Source organism: Denitratisoma oestradiolicum (genome assembly GCF_902813185.1).
Classification (GTDB): Bacteria; Pseudomonadota; Gammaproteobacteria; order Burkholderiales; family Rhodocyclaceae; genus Denitratisoma; species Denitratisoma oestradiolicum.
Window position 1 is genome coordinate 3,336,672 of record NZ_LR778301.1, and the last position, 18,139, is coordinate 3,354,810.

An 18,139-nucleotide genomic window follows, 5' to 3' on the forward strand; every position below is an offset into this window, starting at 1 on the left:
GGGCAGAATGCATGATACTGCCTGCGCCGCAACCCGCACCATCACGGCCCACGAGGCATTACTCAGCCCACCAGCATCAGGATCAGCGCCGGGGCTACACCATCTTGGGGATATTTTTCACAGGCATTCTCCCAGGGCCTGTTCTCAATCGCCCTCCGGTCGTGCAGACACGACCTTCCAGCCCGATGGGCAACTGGGTACGTAGGGGTAATAGGCCCCAGCCGCCTCGCAGTAGTACCAGACCTGCTGGGCCGACTGGGGGGCCATGAGGACAGGCGGCTCCGCTTCCGCCGGCGGGGTGTACACCACCACCGGCGGGCGGTAAGGGTCCGGATAGGGATAGACCGGCCTTGGATAGAAATACCATATTCCGGCTGCTACCCACCACCAACCCAGATGACCGTTATGCCTGCCGTGATGCCAATTGCCACCGCGCCAGCGGCCTACGTCGTGGCGCTCAAAATGATCGATGCGCCCTTCCCAGCCATGACGTCCCTTCGAGCCATGGCGCCCATCGGCCTGGACCGGCAATGCCATGCTGGTCAGCAGGGTTAACAGTGATAAGGAAAGCATCAGTCCGCGTTTCATGGGACACCTCCAGCTTCAGGCGTTTCGCCAGTACCCGGATAACGCAGCCCATGGAGGAAACGTTGCCTATCGTATGTAAGACCCTGTAAGTACTTGCTTCAGGAAATGCATTACAAAACCTTACCGTTCACCCGTCAGCAAGAACCTTCCTTTGCCGTTGTTCGGTCCACGGCCTGATGCCTCCAATTCAGGGTCGGGACCAAGGAACTCCATAGGAGATACAAAATGTTCAAGAAGCTGATCGTTGCCACTGCCATCGCCGGGCTGTCCTCCCTGGCCCTGGCTCAGGGCGCTGGCGCCCCGAAGCATGCCGGTTCCGCTACGCCTGCGACCCCTGCAACCCCCGCCGTCCATGCCACCCCGGCGACGCCCGCTGTCGCAGCCACCCCCGCAACGCCCGCCAGCCCGGCGGCCCATGACGACATGGCTGCAAAACCCAAAGCCAAGCAGCACAAGAAAGCAAAGCGGCAGCACAAGAAGTAAGCAACAAGCTGCTGTAGGGCAAACGGCTCCACAAGGAACCGTTTGTCGTTTACATAGCCGGGACGAGTCGCTCAGGCACTCAGGCCGTGGCGCTCCAGCCAGAGCAGCAGCACCACCAGGGTGTAGGCCAGGCGCCGGGAGCCACGCCGGCTCAGGCCATCGCGCCAGGCGCGCCGCGCTGCCCCGGCGTCGAGGAAGGGTGCCAGTTGCTCTATTCGTGTCAGCGCATCTTCGCAGCGCCCCCGCCATGGACCGTTGAAGAGTTTGTCCAGGGGCACGGAAAAACCGTGCTTGGGCCGATTCCACACGGTTTCCGGCAAATGGCGGCGGGCCAGTTCGGTGAGCAAGGCCTTGGTGCCGCCAGCGAAATGCGCCTCGGCCGGTAATCCCAGAGTCGCCTCCAGCACTGGCTGGCCCAACAGGGGAACCCGCACCTCCAGGCCATGGGCCATGCTGGCCCGGTCGGTCTTGGCCAGGCAGTTCTCCGAAAGATAGGTCCAGAGGTCGGCCCGCATCAGGGTGGCCGCATCCATCTTCCCGCCCAGTTCGGCGATCTGATCCCGCCACAGGCCCAGGGTATTTTCGGGCCGTGCAGTCGCACGGATGTCCGGGGCCAGATAGGCGGCGAGATTCTTTCTGCCCACGGGCCACGGCCCCAGTTCGCCGCGCCGGTAGAGCAGCAGATCCTGACCCCACAAGCCGCGCCGCAACAGACCGGCGGGCAGCAGACCCGCTTCCACCAAACGTCGCAACAGGGCCTGGCCCGGCCGTTGCGGATGGCGATCCTCGGTGTCGAGGAAGCGTGGATAACCGCCGAACACCTCGTCGCCGCCGTCACCGCTGATGGCCACGGTGACATGCTCTCGGGTGAGCCGGGCCAGGGCGTGGGTCATCACATAGGCCGGGTCCGCCAGGGGCTGGTCCAGGTCGTGAATGGTGGCAGCGAAGGTGTCGGCATCAATGGCCGGCGCGTCGAGCACATGATGCTCGCAGCCGAAGGCCGCTGCCACAGCCTGGGCGTGGGCGCTCTCGTCGAAACCGGCATCGGCGAAGCGCAGGCTGAAGGTCTTCAGGGGCGCGCCGCCAGCCTCGGCCATGTAGCGCACCATCAGGCTGGAATCGATGCCGCCGGAGAGGAAGGCCCCCAGGGGCACGTCGGCCACCAGTTGCCGCTTCACACTCTCCCGGATCGCGGTATCGGTGCGGACCACCAGGGTTTCCCGGTCATCAGTACAGGGACGGGCGCGGGGAATGCTCCACCAGCGGGAGGTCTCCAGGCGGCCGCTGGCCGCGTCGAAACGCAGACAGTGGGCCGGCGGCAACTGCTGCACGGCGGCGAGGAAGGTGTGGGGCGCCAGGGCCACCTGGAAGGCCAGGTAATCCCGCAGGGCCTCCGGGTCCAGGCGCCGGGGGAAATCCGGCAGGGCCAGGAAGGGCGCCAGGGTGGAGGCAAATACCAGTCCTCCGTCTACTGCTCCGTACATCAGGGGCTTGATGCCCAGGGCATCCCGGGCAGCGAAGAGCCGGCGTTCCATCCGGTCCCACAGGGCGAAGGCGAACATGCCGTCGAGGCGCGGCAGCAGCCCCTCGCCCCATTCCCGGTAGCCCTGGAGCAGCACTTCGGTGTCGGAGCGGGTGGCGAAGACATGGCCCTTGCCTTCGAGCGCATTCCGCAGTTCGGCAAAGTTGTAAATCTCGCCGTTGAAAACGATGGTGTGGCGGCCGTCGGCCGAGGTCATGGGCTGATGGCCACCGGCCAGATCGATCACCGCCAGCCGGGTATGGGCCAGCACCGCCTCGCCCAGATCGAGCACGGTCTGCTCATCGGGGCCGCGGCTCTTGATGGCAGACAGCCCCAAGGCGGCATGGGCGCGCCAGCGGGTGCCGATGAAACCGAGAATGCCGCACATTTCAGCAGCCCTCCGCCAGCCGCTCGTAGGCCGCCGCCACCGCTGCCGGGCTGTAGGCCGAGAGGTCGGCCCGGGCCGGATCGGGAGGATGCTTCAGACAGCGATCCATGGCTGCTGCCAGGGCGGCGGCGTCTCCCGGGGGCACCAGGCATTCAGGAAATGCAGCGAGGATTTCCGCCGGCCCCGAGGGACAGTCGGTGGACAGGGCCGGTGTGCCGCAGAGCAGGGATTCGATCAGCACGTTGGGCAGGCCCTCGTGGTCGGAACAGAGCACTAGCAGTTCGGCCCCGGCGATCCAGGGATAGGGATTGGTCTGGAAACCCGCCACCAGCACCCGCCCTTCCAGCCCCCGGGCGGCAATCAGCGCCGTCAGGGCCGGATCGGGGGCTGTCAGCAGCACCAGCAGGGGCGCCTGCTCCAGGCGTCCCCAGGCCTCCAGCAGCAGGTCATGGCGCTTCTGGGGCGCGAAGCGGCCCACATGGATCCCATAGGGCCGGCCCGGCAGGCCGCTGGCCGGTTCCGCCGCGGCGACACGGATGGCATGGCTGTCGAACAGATTGGGAATGGTGACGATCCGGGTATCGAGCCCCAACCCCTCCCGCAGATCGTCAGCCACGCCGGCGGACACCGCAATCAGGGGCCGGCTGCCGTAGAGGGCCCGATAGCGGGCCCGGCGCCGGGCGGCCTTGGTCGGCGGCAGCCGGGCCAGCTCCGCCGACAGGGTGTTGGCGATGCGGCAGCAGTGGCGGGGCAAGGCCGCCAGGGCGGTGACCTCGTCGGCGAAAGGCAGGGTGGAGACGATCAGGTCGAACGGTCCCTGCCGGTAGGCCCAGTGCTTCAGGCGCCAGGCCAGGCGGCGCCGGCCCAGCCAGCCCTTGGACACCGGGCCGTCGGCCAGCACCTCCAGATGCACTCCGGCAGGGGGACGATGTTCGATGTGGTTTTCCAGCAGCACCAGGCGGGCCTCATGACCCCGGGCCACCAGGGCCGCCGCCAGCTTGGCAACGGCCTTTTCGGCGCCGCCTCCGGCCAGATTGGTGACGACGAAGGCGAATCTCATCGCAGCCGGGGCGGATGATCGGCCAGCGCCCGCTCCACCTGGGCCAGCACGGCATCCACACTGATCTCGGCCATGGCGGAAGTCTCGCCGCAGCGCTCGCTGCCGGTGGCCGGATGATCGATCAGATAGGCCAGGGGATGGTCCAGGGGGCCGGTATGGGCCGCCGATGACAGGCAGTGGTACATGGCCACCATCGGGATGTCCCAGGTGCTCATCAGGTGGGTGGGTCCCGTGTCGATGCCCACGTAGCAATCGGTCAGCCCCATCAGGGCCGTGGTCTCCCGCAGGCTCAGCTGGCCAGCGAAGAGGCTGGCCCGGGACCCGAGCCGGCCCTTGAGCCAGACGGTGCGGGTCTTTTCCTCGGGGCCGCCAAAGATCAGGAAATGGGCTTGGGGCCAGCGTGTGGCAATCCGCTCGCAGAGTTCAGCGAAGTGTTCCACCGGCCAGTCCCGGTAGGCCTTGGTGGGAAAGCTGGCCACCTGGAGGCCGATCAGGGGCGAGGCCCGCCCGCAGCCGGCAGCGTCCAGCCGCGCCCGGGCGGCGGCCATCTCGACCTCGCTGGCCCGGTAGGCCAGGCGCAGGCCGTCCGGCGCCACCCCCAGGGCAGCGGGCAGGCGCAGCAACTGGCGCACCGCGTGTTCGCTCTGGAAGGCCGGCGGCTCCACACAGCGGTGGAGGCGGCGGTTGAGGGCCGCATCCTGCTGGCGGAAGGCCACCACCTGCCGTGCCACTCTCAGAGCGTAGGCCACCAGGGGTTGGTCGAAGTTGTACACCAAGGCCAAGTCGTAGGCCTTACCCCCCAGCCAGCCACGCCAGGGGGCGCTGTGCTTGGTGATGGTGCCGACCTGGGTGACAAAGGGCAGATGCCGAAACACTTCGGCCCGATTGGGATGGCCCAGCACGGTGATCTCCGCCTCCGGGTAAGCCTGGGCCACCGCCCGGATCGCCGGCGTGGCGAAAAGGGTGTCGCCGATGCGGGAGACGACAATGAACAGGATGGACCGGGGCGCTGCCATGGCTACCAGGTTTCCGCCTGGGCGCGGATCAGCCGCAGGGGCCGCACCACCAACTGGAACAGGAACTTCTCGTAGAGTCGCTTGTGCAACCAGCGGCCCAGGGCCGAGCCCCCCGCCTCCCGCCGGCCGGCGGGACCGATCTGGGAGTCATGGGAGGCCGGTGAGCGGCCGATGCCATAGGGCACCACCGCCAGCACCTCCACCCAGCGGGCGAAGTGGGGCCAGTCGTCGGCCACCACCGATACCCGGGGCATGGCCTGGAGCAGCGCCTGGGCGGCGGCCCGGTTGATCAGATAGGCATGGGCACCCCGGGTCTTCCAGGGCCGATAGAGCCGATGCAGCCGCGACAATTTCGCCACCGGCAGGCCCCGATAACGGGGCACATGTTGGACCAGCACCACCCGGGGTTCGGCCACGTCCAGCAGGGGCTTGAGGCGGGCGATCACATCACCGCTCTCGGAACCCAGCACCGCGTCATCCTCCAGCACCAGGCCAGCGGTCAAGCCCCGATCCAGCACCGCCTGCCAAGCGGCCCGGTGGCTCAGGGCACAGCCGATCTCCCCCGCCGACAGGCTGCGGTGGGCATCGCGCCGGGCCGCCGCCTCGTCATAGCCCTGGGCCAGGGCGGCGGCGGGAAGAACACGGCCATCGACAGCATCTAGGAGGGTGTAGGTGGGCAGATGGGGCTGGTCCAGTTGGGCCGTCATCAGACGACGGCGCTCCGTGGCGCTGGCCAGATTGATGACGAAGGCGTGGATGCCGGCGAAGGCGGCGGCCTCCGGCTGGCTCACCGACCCGCCTCCGCGAGCTGCCGGAAAATAGCCTCCATCCGGTCCAGCATCGCCTCCCGGGTGAAATTCGCCAGGGCCCGCTGCCGGGCGGCGGCGCCCAGGGCCTGGGCCCGGGCCGGATCGTCGATCATCACCTGCAGGGCCAGGCGCAGGGTCGCCGGGTCCTGGGGCGGCACCACCAAGGCCGAGGCATCGGCCTCCACCGCCTCGCAGATGCTGCCCACCGGCGTGGTGACGATGGGCAGGGCCGTCAGCATGGCCTGGACGATGGCCTGGGGCACGCCCTCGTTGGCGTAGGAGGGCAGGCAGAAAATATCCATGGCCCGCAACCACTGCTCCGGGTCTTCCCGATGGCCGGCGAAAGTGACGCGGTCGGCCAGACCCAGTTCCCGGGCCTTGTCTTCCAGCACGCCGCGCATGGGGCCATCCCCCACCACCAGCAGGTTCCAGCCGGGCCGCTCCAGGCCGGCATAGGCTTTCAGCAGATGCAGATGGCCCTTCCAACTGCGCAGGGTGGCGACGATGCCCAGGTAATGCGCGTCCTCCGCCAGCCCCAGGGCGCGACGGGCGGCGGCCTTGTCGGCCGGTCCGAAGCGGCTGTCGTCGATGCCCGTGGGCACCGAAGTGATCATGGCCGCCGGATAGCCGTTGCGGGCGATCAGCTCGCCCCGCAGCTTTTCCCCGGTGGTGACGATGTAGCGGGTGGCCTGGGTATAGAGCCAGCGGGTCAGGCCGTTGGTAGGTGTGGGCGCCGAGATGTGGCGGGTGCGCACTGTGGGCGGCGCATCCTTCCAGCCCAGGCCGGCCAGGGCAGTGAGCCAGGCATCGGTGGAGCTGTGGGTGTTCACCACATCGGGACGATGGGCCTTCAACCACGCCCGCAGGGCCCGGGCGCCCCTCAGCTTCTTGCGGGCGATGGGCAGGGCCACCACGGGCACGCCGAACTTGGTGGCCTCGGCGAAGATGCGGGACTCGGGCGGACACAGCAGGGTGACCCGATGGCCGCGGCCGATCAGGCCCGAGGCTTCGGAGAGGATGCGCAGCTCCTGACCGCCCCAGCCACAGGAGGCTTCGGTGTGAACGATGTGCATACCCTTCATGCCGTGTGCTCCAGGGCGTATTGCATCTTGTAGAGCTTGGCGTAAAGCCCGTCCTGGGCCAGCAGTTCAGCATGGCTGCCCTGCTCAATGACGCGGCCGTGCTCCATGACCACGATTTTGTCGGCCTTTTCGATAGTGGACAGACGATGGGCGATGACCAGGGTGGTGCGATCTTCCATCAGGTGTTCCAGGGCCGCCTGGACCTGGCGCTCGGATTCGGAGTCCAGGGCCGAGGTAGCCTCGTCCAGGATCAGCAGGGGCGCATTTTTCAGCAGGGCCCGGGCGATGGCCAGGCGCTGGCGCTGGCCGCCGGAGAGGCGCACGCCGTTTTCGCCGATCTGGGTGTCGTAGCCCTGGGGCATGGCCATGATGAAGTCGTGGGCGTAGGCGGCCCGGGCCGCCGCTTCCACGTCCGCCCGGGAGGCGCCGCGCAGGGCACCGTAGGCGATGTTGGCGGCCACGGTGTCGTCGAACAGCACCACGTCCTGGCTCACCAGGGCCAGGTTGGCCCGCAGACTTTCCAGCCGCAGTTCCTCCAGTTCGTGGCCGTCGAGCAGGATGCGGCCCTCGTTGAGGTGATAGAAGCGGGGCAGCAGGTTGGCCAGGGTGGTCTTGCCACTGCCCGAGGGCCCCACCAGGGCCACGGTCTGGCCCGGCGCCACGTCCAGGTCGATGCCCGCCAGGGCCTCCCGTTCCGCCCCGGGATAACGGAAGCGCACCCCTTCGAAACGCAGCCGGCCCTCGGCACGGGCCAGGGTCACGGTACCCCGGTCGTCCTCGGGCTTCTGGTCCAGCAGGGTGAACACGCTTTCGGCGGCGGCCAGGCCCCGCTGCAGGGGCGCGTTCACGTCGGTCAGGCTCTTGATCGGCGCCAGCAGCATCAGCATCGCGGTGATGAAGGAGACGAAGCCCCCCACCGTGGTCTGCTGCCCCGAGGACTGGAGCAGGGCGATATAGACCACCAGGGCCACGGCGATGGAGGCGAAGAACTGCACGATGGGCGTGGTGGCCGCCGCCGCCACGTTCTGGCGCACGGCGAAGCGGCGCAGGTCGTTGTTGGCCTTGCCAAAGCGCGCCAGTTCCTGGGGTTCGCCGTTATAGACCTTGACCACCTTGTTGCCGTCGATGGATTCCTGCAGCACCTGGATGATGGTGGCGTTGGTCTCCTGGCTGGCCCGGGTCATGGTCCGCAGGCGCTTGGAAAACCCGCGGATGGCGATGGCGATGCCGGGCACGATCAGGCCCATCAGCAGGGTCAGCCTCCAGTTGAGATAGAGCAGCCAGGACATCAGCCCCACCACCACCAGGGAGTCCCGCAGCACCGTGGTGATCACCGAGGTGGCGGCGGCGGCCACCGAGTTCACATCGGAGGCGATGCGGGTAATCAGGCGGCTCGACGGATTGCTGTGCAGATAGCCCAGGGGTAGCCGGATCAGGCGCTCGAACATCACTTCCCGGATGTCGCAGACCACCCGGTTGGACACCCAGTTCATGCAATAGGAGGCCACATAGCCGAAGATGCCCCGAGCCAGGAAGATCAACACGATGAACAGGGGATAGCGGTACAGGTGCTGTTCGCCGCTACCGTTGAAGCCCTTGTCCAACAGGGGCTTCATCAGGGCAGGAAACAGGGGCTCGGTGGAAGCCGCCAGGATCATGGCCCCAATGGCGAAAGCCAGCACCTTCCCATAGGGCCGCACGTACTGAAGCAGACGACGATAGAGAAGGGTACTCTGCTGCACGGAACCGGTCATGGGATCAGGGCTTCGGGAAAGGGCGGATTATAGCCGCGCCACCTCACGGCGCCGGAAAGCCGCCGGCTCAAGGAAGTGTCCGGTAAAGCGCAATCAGTTTGCCCGTCATGTCGCTCAGGGAACAGGTTTCCGCGGCGGCGCGGGCGGCCTGGGCGCGGGCTTCGGCCGCGCCGGCCAGCAATCCGGCGATGGCCTCGGCCTGGGCCGCCGGGTCGAGAGCATCCACCACGGCACCGCAATCGGGACTGACCAGTTCGGCGGCGCCGCTGCCGGGGCTGGTGAGAACCGGCAGGCCGCAGGCCAAGGCCTCCAGAGCCGCGTTGGGAAAGGGATCGTAGAGAGTGGGCAGGGCGAAGACATCGGCGGCGCCGTAACAGGGCCGCACGTCGGGCTGGCCGCCAAGAAAATGGGTGCGCCGGGCCAAGCCCAGACGAGCCGCCAGGGCCTGCATCGCCGCCGCCCGCTTGTCCTTGCCCACCACCAGCAAATGGACCTCGGCCGGGAGCCGGGCCAGGGCCGCCAGCAACTGAGGCAGGCCCTTGCGCTCGAAGCCGGAGCCCACGTAAAGCACCACCGGCGCCTCCAGGGGAATACCCAGCTTCTGCCGCAACGATGCGCGATGCTCGGCGCGCAAGCCGGGATGGAAGTGATCCAGATCCACGCCGTTGTGGATCACATGGAGCCGGTCCATGGGCACCTGAAAACGCTGGGCGATGTCGTCCCGCACCATGGCGGAATTGCAGATCACGGCCCGCAGGGCCGGATGGCGGAACATGGCGGCTTCCGCCGCCAGGATGTAGTGATGCCAGGGATGGATGCGGGTAGCGAGCCTTGCCAGGGGAGACTGCACCCGGGCCCGCAACTCCAGCCAGGTGGCATGGACGCCGTCCCCGGCGCGATAGACATGACAGCCCGGAATACGCTCGTGGCTCTGGACCAGATCGAACTCGCCCCTGGCGATGATGTTTTGCACGCCATGGGAAAAACCGGCGTCACGCCACAGGCGGCCGAGATGAAAAGGATTGCAGATGCGCACCGCACGACCTTCGGCAGCCTCGCTGGTCTTCCACTGACGGGTGATCAGGGTCACCGCGATTCCCTGCTGCTGGAGCGCCCCCAGAGCCCGCTCGACGAAACGCTCCGCACCGCCGTAGGGATTGTATTTCTGCCGTACCAGAGCCAACTTCACGATTTCAGCAATTCCTCGCAGGCCTTCAGCACTTGTGCCACCGGCAGGGTCACCAGGCAGTCGCTGATCTTGCTGCCGCCGCAGCCATCCAGACCGCAGGGGCGGCAGGAGTGTTCGGTGCTGGACACCACCCGGTGGGGGGTCATCCAGGGGCTCCACTCCTTGTCGCCGGAAGGGCCGAACAGGGCCACCGTGGGAGTGCCCATGGCGGCAGCGATGTGCATGGGTGCAGAATCCACACCGACGAAAAGCCGGGCCCGACCGGCCAGGGCGGCCAGTTCCCGCAGGGAGAGCCGGCCGGACAGGTCCACGAACTCGGCCCGGCTGCGGACCCGGATCGCCGCCACCAGTTCCCGCTCCCGCTCGTCCGGGGCGGCGGTGAGTACCAGGGCGTGGCCCTGGCGATGGAGTTCATCGGCCAGGGCCGCCATGGACTCGACGGGCCAGCATTTGAACAGCCAGCGGGAGGCCGGATGCAGGTGGATGAAGCTACCGGGAGCAAGCTTCGCCCCGCCCAGCAGGGCTTCCACCCGGGTCTCCGCCGCCCTACCCGGCACCAGCACCAGGCGGCGCGCCTCCGGTGCCGGGTGAAGACCGAGCACCCGCAGGGCATCCAGGTTCTTCTCCACCGTGTGGCGCAGGGCATGGCCGGGCTGGGCGTAGAGATGGCTGAAGCTGTTGCGCCAGAAGTCGCCCCGCCCTCGCTGCCGGGGCGCCACGCTCCAGCGGGGCCTGAGTAGCCGGGCCAGCCAGGCCCCACGCCGGTGTTCGGTGAGGTGAATCACCAGCTCGTAACCACGCCCCCGCAGAGCGGACAGCAATGCACCCTCGGCCCGCGCTTGCGCCAGCAGCCCCTGGCGCTTCCAGTTGCGGTCGATGACATGACACTGGGCGATGGCCGGATGCTCCTCCAGCATGGGGGCGGTATCGGCATAGACCAGGGCGTCGATCTCGCAGCCGGGGGCTGCGGACTGGAGGGCCGAAAACACCGGGGAGGAAAGCAGTACATCGCCATGGTGGCGCAGTTTGATCACCAGGGCCCGGCGCAGGCCGGAAAAATCGATGGGGGTCTGTGACATGGTGGCATTGTGCCAGAGGCCACACCTTGCAAGGCAGACAGCCATGGAGGCATAGTTGGAGCTTTATTCGAATCCCCAAACCATTCCATGAACAAAGTACTGAAAGACCTGTGGAGTTTCGTGGCCCTGGCCCTAATCCTGATCGGCATCGGCAGCGTGTCCTTCCATCTGCTAAAGACCGACGGCTGGCTGGAGCAAATGGCGGGCAAATTATGGGATGCGCAAATCGAACATCCTCTGATCATGACCCCAATCATCCTGGGAGCCCTGGGCCTGGGCTGGGCCTGTCTAACCGGCCATCTAGTAATCGATGGCAAGAATCGCCTGGGAGACCTGGTGGTCTTCGCCCTGATGCTGGTGGGTGGCTACTACGTGCACTACTGGATGCAACTGATCTAACGGGCATGCCCGTTGGCCCTCGTCCTCGCCCCCGCCTGGGGGGGCGAGCTTCGTGAGTCGCTGACGCGACTTGTACGTGACGGGATCAGATCACGATGTAGCGGTGGGCACGTTCTTCCCGTGCCACCGCTTCGCGGACCTCACCCCGTGTGATGCTTACCAGCAACACCGTCCAGCGCCGCCGGTCACGTCCCACCAGTTCTGGAAAAACAATACGTTCGGCGTTGGTTGGAGCGGCGTCCGTCGGGCACAGTACCCCCATCGGATCTACGGTACGGGGGATCTGTTTCAGATAAAGAGCCGATTCCGGCGTCGCCAGCCACTCCGCCAGCGCCTGCAACTGGCGTTCCGGGGTTAGTTGCAGCACCAGTTTTTCCAGGTTCTGCTCGACCACTCGGGCCTCTTCACTACCCCGCCGCAGCCGCAGTTCCCCAGCCAATTCCTCCCGCTGCCGACGCAGGCTCGCCAGCCGTTCCGCGTACTGGTGCAACAGGCTGTCGAAAGCGGCCTGACGCAAACGCATCCGCACCGTCTCCAGGTCGGCTTCCAGGCTGGAGACGGTATGGTCGCTGAAATAGAGCAGTGTCTGGGGCACCTCCTGACGCAGCACATCGCCCATCATGGCGCTACCCAGCACCGACTTTTCATGGGCGCGCATGCCCAGCAGCCCGTAGCAGACCTGATCGTCCGGGCCAGGAGTGGCCTCCAGATGGCGCCGCACGTCCTCGCTACGCCCCAGGGTGACCAATATCTCGTCGCTGCTGCCGAAAAAGCAGTGAATCAGGGAATCCGTAGTGAAGCTGTGATGGCCGATGTCCCGGGGGCCAGGGATGGCATCCACCAGCCGGACACAGTAGTCCCGGGCACGGTCCACCGCCGGGGCCAACTTGTGTTGGTAGTCCGACAGAACCTTCAGCAGTGGTGCCGCTGTTTCCACCGCATGGTCTACGGCGCCAGCCAGTCCTTCCGCCAGGGGCGGTTCGGGTTCCAGCCAGTGACGAACCTGCTTGAGGAAATCCATGGATAAACCACCAGGGGGACGGAATGTCGAGAGTACAGGATAGGAACAGGCTTGTCAGGATGCCGGCCGCGGATGCAGAGCTGGGCATCCACGCTCGGAACTCTCAGGTGGTGCGCCACACACAAGGCACTGCATGCACACGCTCTAAATTGCTGCCGATTCGACTCACTGTTCCGGCAGGGAATTCCATGCCGGAAAAATATTGGAAATGGCATCAGCTAATCCTCGGGCCACTATCTGACGACCGTCTGAACACCCAGTCTTATAGCTCCCGGGGAAAGATCGTGACCCCGCCCACCAGCGTGGCATCAACTTTCAAGTTCCGGAGCGCCTCAGGGCGCTTCCGGGGATCATCGCTCAACACCACCATATCCGCCAGCTTGCCAGGCTCAAGGGAGCCAATGCGATTTTCCTGATGAATCTGCCAGGCAGCGTCGATGGTCATCGCCCGCAGGGCCTCCATCACCGTCAGGCGCTGCTCGGGACCGATCGGCTGGCCGCTGCTGGATAGCCGGTTCACGGTGCTCCACAGGAGAAGCCTAGGATTCATCGGCGCCACAGGCGTATCCAGATGCACACTGAAGCGCAGGCCCTTTTGTTTCGCCCAGCGAGTGGGGCTGATGTTGGCGGCCCGCTCCGGGCCCAGAAAAATGTCCCGGTGGCGATCTCCCCAGTAGTAAGTATGGGCGGAGAAGAAGCTGGGGATCACGCTTAGCCGGGCCATCCGGTCGAGTTGGTCCAGCCGTGCCGTCTGGGCATGGACCAGGATGTGACGGATATCAGGGCGTGTCGTTTCCTGCTGCGCGGTCTCGATGGCATCCAACACATTGTCGATGGCGGCATCGCCGTTACTGTGGATGGCCAACTGGATACCTGCCCGGTGGTAGCGGCCGATTTCCTCCACCAACTGTTTCTGGTCCATGGTCGGGAAACCCCGATATTCCGCATCGCCGTGATAGGGCACATGGTAGGGATGGCCGAGAAACCCCGTATAGCCCTGGATGCTGCCGTCGCTGAAGAACTTCACAGCCCCCAGATGCAGGCGATCGGTGTCGTAGTCGACAGCCTTGAGCTTGCCATCACGCAGCTCGGGGCCGAGGGAATTCCACATCGGCCAGAGCTCCAGCCTCATCGGGATCAAACCGAAGCGGCTGGCCCAGGCTAGGCCCTGGGCCGATCGGCGATCGGTAGCACCATTCTGGGCGGTCGTGATCCCTTGGGCCGCATATTCGGCGGCGGCCTGGCGAACCATGCGAACGAAATCCAAAGGACCGATTTGCATCGCCAGCTTTTGCATTTCAATGGCCGAATTCTCCTGGACCAGGCCGGTGGCCTCGCCCCGAGCGTCGCGCACGATCACCCCCCCCGGCGGATTGGGGCTTCCGGGGCCGATGCCGGCCAAGGCCAGTGCCCGGCTATTGGCTACCCCCATATGGCCGGAGATGTGCCAGACGTAGATCGGATGTTCGGTGGATATCGCATCCAGATCCTGGCGGGTGGGGTGACGCCGCTCCGCCAGCAGCGTGTCGTCGTAGCCAAAACCGAAGACCCATTTACCTTTGGCCGTCTCCGCGGCCTTGGCACCCATACGGGCCTGCAATTGGGCCATCGTCTCCAGGGTGCCGATGGGCGGGCTGTTCAGGTCCACACCGATGACAGCCAAACCCGAGGCGGGGAAATGGCCATGGGCATCCACAAAACCCGGCAGCAGGGCCTTGCCCGCCAGATCGTGAATCACGGCGTCCTTGCCATAGCGGGCCTTCAGGTCATCGCTGTCCCCGACGGCGACAATGCGCTCCCCTTCCACGGCCAGGGCACTGACCACCCGATCCGCCGGATCCATAGTCAGTACCACGCCGTTGAGGAAAAGCTGACGTTGCGGCGGCTGGGGCAGAATGGTCTGCCAGAACAGCAAGGCCGCAACCGCAATCACGAGTAAGACTAGCGTCATTGCGACAATGGCAAGTTTGCGTTTCATGGAGAATATCCTGAAAGTTTTAATACTCCGAACAGGAGTATACAAATACTCCTGGCAGGATTATTTTGCAAGCCATGAAACCCTCCGCCGACCGGGCGCGGCTGACACCCACCTCCTACACCCTGCTGGGCCTGCTGGCCCGGCGACCTTGGTCCGCCTACGAACTCAACAAGTACATGCAGCTCTCGGCCCTGCGCCGCATCTGGCCCCGGGCCGAGAGCCGCATCTACGAAGAGCCCAAGAAGCTCGTCGCTCTGCGCCTGGCAGCCTTGACGGAGGAATATCAGGGAGCCCGCAGGCGCAGCGTCTACCGCATCACCGCCGCCGGCCGACGCGCCCTGAGCGCCTGGTTCGCGGAGCCCGGCGCGGATCTGGTCTATGAATACGAGCCTCTAGTCAAGATTCTCAACGGCGACCATTGCGACAACAGCGCACTCGTGGCCCTGGTCGAGGAAGTACGTCGCCACGCCCGGGACGAGGCGCGCCAGGTGATCGCTGCCTGCGAGCAGATATTGGCTGAAGGCTGGCGGATCCCCGAGACCGCCGAGCACAACGGCCTGATCATCGGTTTCATCCGGGAAAACATTGAAGCCCGGCTGCGCTGGGCGGATGCCGCTGAAAAGCGGCTCGGGGAGCGCCAGCGGGGCCGTTCCGAAACCGCCGAGGGCCGTGCCAGGCGCTGGTACCGAGAAGAGATCGAACTATTGAGGGCGCTGACGTAGCTCGCCCTTCACCGTCTACCGCATGGGCTGCAAACGCAAAGGGGCCGGTGAGGAGGGTAGTTTTAGGAGGGAGATTCAGGCAACCAATGATCGGCGATGCATGCCAAGACGTCATCGATAGCATGGGTAAGGGCAGGAGCCGTTGCTAACGGCTTTCGTCGCTTAATCTTTCACAATCTTGGTGACTGCTTTGGGCCGAGGTTTGGTCAGTGTCGCCGATGGCGAGACATCCCCTCCGTGTTGTACCTGAAAGACAACGAGATCTGTCGAGATTTTGAGTCGCGTGGCAAGTGTGCGGGAAATATTGCGATAGAGCTGGGCGGAAACTCGAGGTATACGAACCAGGCTTTCGTAATCAATCCTCAAAGTCGCAGTCGACTCAATGGCACGAATCGATGCCGTGCGCCCGCTATTTGCATCCAGGACCAGAGACATCTCACCAAATGACTCGCCGGGTCCAAGCTTTACTAGAGAAACCGACCGGCCAGCACTCTTGCGAAATACCTCAACCTTTCCAGACAGAATGATATGCATCTGTCGGCCAGATTGTCCTTCCGTGAAAATCATGCTCCCTGCCTCGTAGGTACTACCGACAGTCTGCGTGAGAAAATCATCGAGATCGCCAGGGCCGAATCCCTCGAAAATACGGACTTCCGCTAAAAGTTTAAGAATGGTTGTGTTTTTCATGTTTTAACCGTCTGCGCAGGGCTCGGATCGATACTCGTACGGAGGGCTACTCTGGAAACAATCGGTTTTTATGTGGAACTCCAGGCCGAGAATCGGCCGAAAAAAATGGGCACCGGCCACGGTGCCCATTTCGATTACGACTTTTTTATTACTTGGCGTGTCACGAAGAATTACGATTTTATTCCGCCTGTTACGGATTCATAATCGCAAAACAGCCACTTCAACCGGCGAAGTTCCTCTCAGCAAAGTCCCAGTTGGCCAGGGAGGTCAGGAAAGTCTCGACATACTTGGGCCGCAGGTTGCGGTAATCGATGTAGTAGGCGTGTTCCCACACATCGATGGTCAGCAGGGGCCTGCCCTCGCCGCTCTTGATGGGGGTACCTGCGGCGCCGGTGTTCACGATGTCCACGGAGCCGTCGTCCTTTTTCACCAGCCAAGTCCAGCCGGAACCGAAGTTGCCCACGGCGGAGGTCTGGAAGGCCTTCTTGAATTCATCGAAGGAACCCCACTTCTTGTTGATGGCTTCCAGCAGGGCGCCGCCGGGAGTGCCGCCGCCAGCGGGCTTCATGGAATTCCACAGGAAGGTGTGGTTCCAGACCTGGGCAGCGTTGTTGTAGACGCCGCCGGCCGGGGCCTTCTTGACGATGGCTTCCAGGTCCAGGCTCTCGAACTCGGTGCCCTTGATCAGGTTGTTCAGGTTGGTCACGTAGGCCTGGTGATGCTTGCCATAGTGGTACTCGATGGTTTCCTTGGAAATGTGGGGCGCCAGGGCATCCTGAGCATAGGGCAGCGCGGGAAGGGTATGTTCCATGGTTTTATTCTCCTGTAGGTGTTGGGGATACTGAAAGGCAGACTATTTTAGTCGGATATCACTGCCGGCACAATCATTCTATATGCTCGATGCGTCCCCGTGCCCCACCCCGGGCGAAACTCAGCACGATGACATCCTCGGGGTGCAGTTGATTGCTGTCGGTAACGACATGGCCCAGGGCATCCCGCACGATGCTGTAGCCCCGGGCCAGGGTGGCTTCCGGATTGAGTGCCCCCAGGGTGACCTCCAGCCGCTCCAGAGCATGGCGCCGACGGTTCATCAAGCCTTGGGCGGCCCCCAGCAGACCTTGTCTGGCCAGGGCCAGATGCCCTCCCAAACGAACCGGGGCCGGGCGCTGACGGGACAAACCCAGGGCCAGCTGAGACAAATGGGATTCCTCCCGACGCAGGCGACGGGCCACGGCCGCCGTCAGGCGGGTCTGGAGATGGGCCAGGTGCCGGCGGGAGCGCTCCAGGCGCTGGGCCGGGTGAAGTAGCCGTCCGGCCAGCAGATCCAGCTTCTGCATCCGCGCCTCCAGTTGCCGGCGCAGCAGGTGGCCCAGGGTGTCGGCCAGATCATGCAGCTCGTCCCGGGCCGCAAACCAGCCAGCGCTGGCCAGTTCCGCCGCCGCCGTGGGCGTGGCGGCCCGCTGGTCGGCAGCGAAATCGGCAATGGTGAAGTCGGTCTCGTGGCCCACCCCGCTGATCACCGGCATGGGCGCCGCGACGATGGCTCGTGCCACGGTTTCCTCGTTGAAGGCCCAGAGATCCTCGATGCTGCCTCCGCCCCGGGCCAGCAGCAGCAGATCGCATTCCCGGCGGACGCTGGCGCTGGCAATGGCCTGGGCCACGGCGGAAGCGGCCCCCGCGCCCTGGACCAAGGTGGGATAGATGATCACCGGCAGATGGGGCGCCCGCCGCGCCAGGGTGGCCAGGATGTCATGCAACGCAGCGCCCCTGGAGGAAGTGACTACCCCCAGGGCACGGGGAAAGCGGGGCAGGGTCCGCTTGCGGTCGGCGGCGAACAGGCCCTCCCGCTCCAGTTTTTCCTTGAGCCGGGCGAAGGCTTCGAAAAGAGCCCCCTGGCCGCTGCGGCGCAGGGCTTCCACGTTCAACTGGAAATCTCCCCGGGGCTCGTAGAGGCCCACCAGGACCTGGGCTTCCACCTGCTGGCCATTCTCCAGGCGCCAGGGCAGGGTCTGGGCCCGGGAACGGAACATCACGCAGCGAACCTGGGCACTGTCATCCTTGAGGGAAAAATAGACATGACCGGAAGCGGCCCGGGTCAGGTTCGACACTTCGCCGGCCACCCAGAGCAGGGGAATCTGGCTCTCCAGGGCCTGGCGGGCCAGGCGGTTGAGCTGACTGACAGTGAGGGGAGATGGCGTCATGGGAATGGGGAAAGCGGGCGTGTCGGCATTGTATTTCATCCCCAACGGAGCCCCGCCCCTGGCCGACGGCGACCGTGAAACATGCGCCATTACCATGCCGATTCGTTAAACCATTGAATTTTCGTGGCCCGAAAAAACTGACCGGAATCGTTCGCGCTAAA

At 65.2% G+C, this 18,139-nt stretch carries 17 protein-coding genes; 3 read left to right on the forward strand and 14 right to left on the reverse strand.

What is annotated here, in order from left to right:
* Positions 1 to 144: 144 nt before the first annotated feature.
* Positions 145 to 588: a hypothetical protein gene (locus tag DENOEST_RS15275; protein ID WP_145771838.1), complete on the reverse strand. Its 444-nt coding sequence runs from the start codon at positions 586 to 588 to the stop codon at positions 145 to 147.
* A gap of 225 nt (positions 589 to 813) precedes the next feature.
* Here DENOEST_RS15275 and DENOEST_RS15280 point away from each other — a divergent pair, with 225 nt between their 5' ends.
* Positions 814 to 1,071, forward strand: a complete 258-nt coding sequence (locus tag DENOEST_RS15280; protein WP_145771837.1) for a hypothetical protein — start codon at positions 814 to 816, stop codon at positions 1,069 to 1,071.
* Between the two features lie 71 nt (positions 1,072 to 1,142).
* Here the strand turns inward: DENOEST_RS15280 and asnB are convergent, their stop codons facing one another.
* From asnB to rfaQ, 8 genes are all read right to left on the reverse strand, one after another.
* The gene (gene asnB, locus DENOEST_RS15285) at positions 1,143 to 2,981 is read right to left on the reverse strand and encodes an asparagine synthase (glutamine-hydrolyzing) (protein ID WP_145771836.1); all 1,839 of its coding nucleotides are present in this window, start codon (positions 2,979 to 2,981) and stop codon (positions 1,143 to 1,145) included.
* Position 2,982: 1 nt separating this feature from the next.
* Complete coding sequence (locus tag DENOEST_RS15290; RefSeq protein ID WP_145771835.1) at positions 2,983 to 4,041, reverse strand: glycosyltransferase; 1,059 nt, start codon at positions 4,039 to 4,041, stop codon at positions 2,983 to 2,985.
* A complete protein-coding gene (locus tag DENOEST_RS15295) occupies positions 4,038 to 5,057 on the reverse strand; it encodes a glycosyltransferase family 9 protein (RefSeq protein ID WP_145771834.1) in 1,020 nt (339 codons plus the stop codon). The genes DENOEST_RS15290 and DENOEST_RS15295 overlap by 4 nt, the downstream gene beginning before the upstream one ends.
* 2 nt (positions 5,058 to 5,059) lie before the next feature.
* Entirely contained in the window at positions 5,060 to 5,848 is a 789-nt protein-coding gene (locus DENOEST_RS15300) for a glycosyltransferase family 25 protein (RefSeq protein WP_145771833.1), read from the reverse strand.
* On the reverse strand, positions 5,845 to 6,948 hold the full coding sequence (locus DENOEST_RS15305) for a glycosyltransferase family 4 protein (RefSeq protein WP_197970635.1): 1,104 nt from the start codon (positions 6,946 to 6,948) through the stop codon (positions 5,845 to 5,847). Before DENOEST_RS15305 ends, DENOEST_RS15300 begins: the two co-directional genes overlap by 4 nt.
* Complete coding sequence (gene msbA, locus DENOEST_RS15310; RefSeq protein ID WP_145771832.1) at positions 6,945 to 8,702, reverse strand: lipid A export permease/ATP-binding protein MsbA; 1,758 nt, start codon at positions 8,700 to 8,702, stop codon at positions 6,945 to 6,947. The genes DENOEST_RS15305 and msbA overlap by 4 nt, the downstream gene beginning before the upstream one ends.
* 67 nt (positions 8,703 to 8,769) lie before the next feature.
* A complete protein-coding gene (locus DENOEST_RS15315; protein ID WP_183148269.1) occupies positions 8,770 to 9,891 on the reverse strand; it encodes a glycosyltransferase family 4 protein in 1,122 nt (373 codons plus the stop codon).
* Entirely contained in the window at positions 9,888 to 10,970 is a 1,083-nt protein-coding gene (gene rfaQ / locus DENOEST_RS15320) for a putative lipopolysaccharide heptosyltransferase III (protein WP_145771831.1), read from the reverse strand. The genes DENOEST_RS15315 and rfaQ overlap by 4 nt, the downstream gene beginning before the upstream one ends.
* An 87-nt stretch (positions 10,971 to 11,057) precedes the next feature.
* Here rfaQ and DENOEST_RS15325 point away from each other — a divergent pair, with 87 nt between their 5' ends.
* Entirely contained in the window at positions 11,058 to 11,369 is a 312-nt protein-coding gene (locus DENOEST_RS15325; RefSeq protein ID WP_145771830.1) for a hypothetical protein, read from the forward strand.
* A gap of 85 nt (positions 11,370 to 11,454) precedes the next feature.
* On the opposite strand, the gene DENOEST_RS15330 is transcribed toward DENOEST_RS15325, so the two are convergent.
* Together DENOEST_RS15330 and DENOEST_RS15335 are read right to left on the reverse strand one after the other, a co-directional pair.
* Positions 11,455 to 12,390 carry a hypothetical protein gene (locus tag DENOEST_RS15330; RefSeq protein WP_145771829.1) on the reverse strand — a complete coding sequence of 312 codons (936 nt, stop codon included), beginning with the start codon at positions 12,388 to 12,390 and terminating at the stop codon, positions 11,455 to 11,457.
* Positions 12,391 to 12,652: 262 nt separating this feature from the next.
* Entirely contained in the window at positions 12,653 to 14,368 is a 1,716-nt protein-coding gene (locus DENOEST_RS15335; protein WP_145771828.1) for an amidohydrolase, read from the reverse strand.
* 74 nt (positions 14,369 to 14,442) lie between these two features.
* On the opposite strand from DENOEST_RS15335, the gene DENOEST_RS15340 reads away from it, so the two are divergent.
* On the forward strand, positions 14,443 to 15,090 hold the full coding sequence (locus tag DENOEST_RS15340; RefSeq protein WP_145771827.1) for a PadR family transcriptional regulator: 648 nt from the start codon (positions 14,443 to 14,445) through the stop codon (positions 15,088 to 15,090).
* Between the two features lie 162 nt (positions 15,091 to 15,252).
* Here the strand turns inward: DENOEST_RS15340 and DENOEST_RS15345 are convergent, their stop codons facing one another.
* The 3 genes from DENOEST_RS15345 to xseA form a co-directional block, all read right to left on the reverse strand.
* Entirely contained in the window at positions 15,253 to 15,777 is a 525-nt protein-coding gene (locus DENOEST_RS15345) for a cyclic nucleotide-binding domain-containing protein (RefSeq protein ID WP_145771826.1), read from the reverse strand.
* A 220-nt stretch (positions 15,778 to 15,997) separates the two neighbouring features.
* Positions 15,998 to 16,588 carry a superoxide dismutase gene (locus DENOEST_RS15350; RefSeq protein WP_145771825.1) on the reverse strand — a complete coding sequence of 197 codons (591 nt, stop codon included), beginning with the start codon at positions 16,586 to 16,588 and terminating at the stop codon, positions 15,998 to 16,000.
* Between the two features lie 73 nt (positions 16,589 to 16,661).
* On the reverse strand, positions 16,662 to 18,017 hold the full coding sequence (xseA, locus tag DENOEST_RS15355; protein WP_145771824.1) for an exodeoxyribonuclease VII large subunit: 1,356 nt from the start codon (positions 18,015 to 18,017) through the stop codon (positions 16,662 to 16,664).
* Positions 18,018 to 18,139 lie beyond the last annotated feature (122 nt).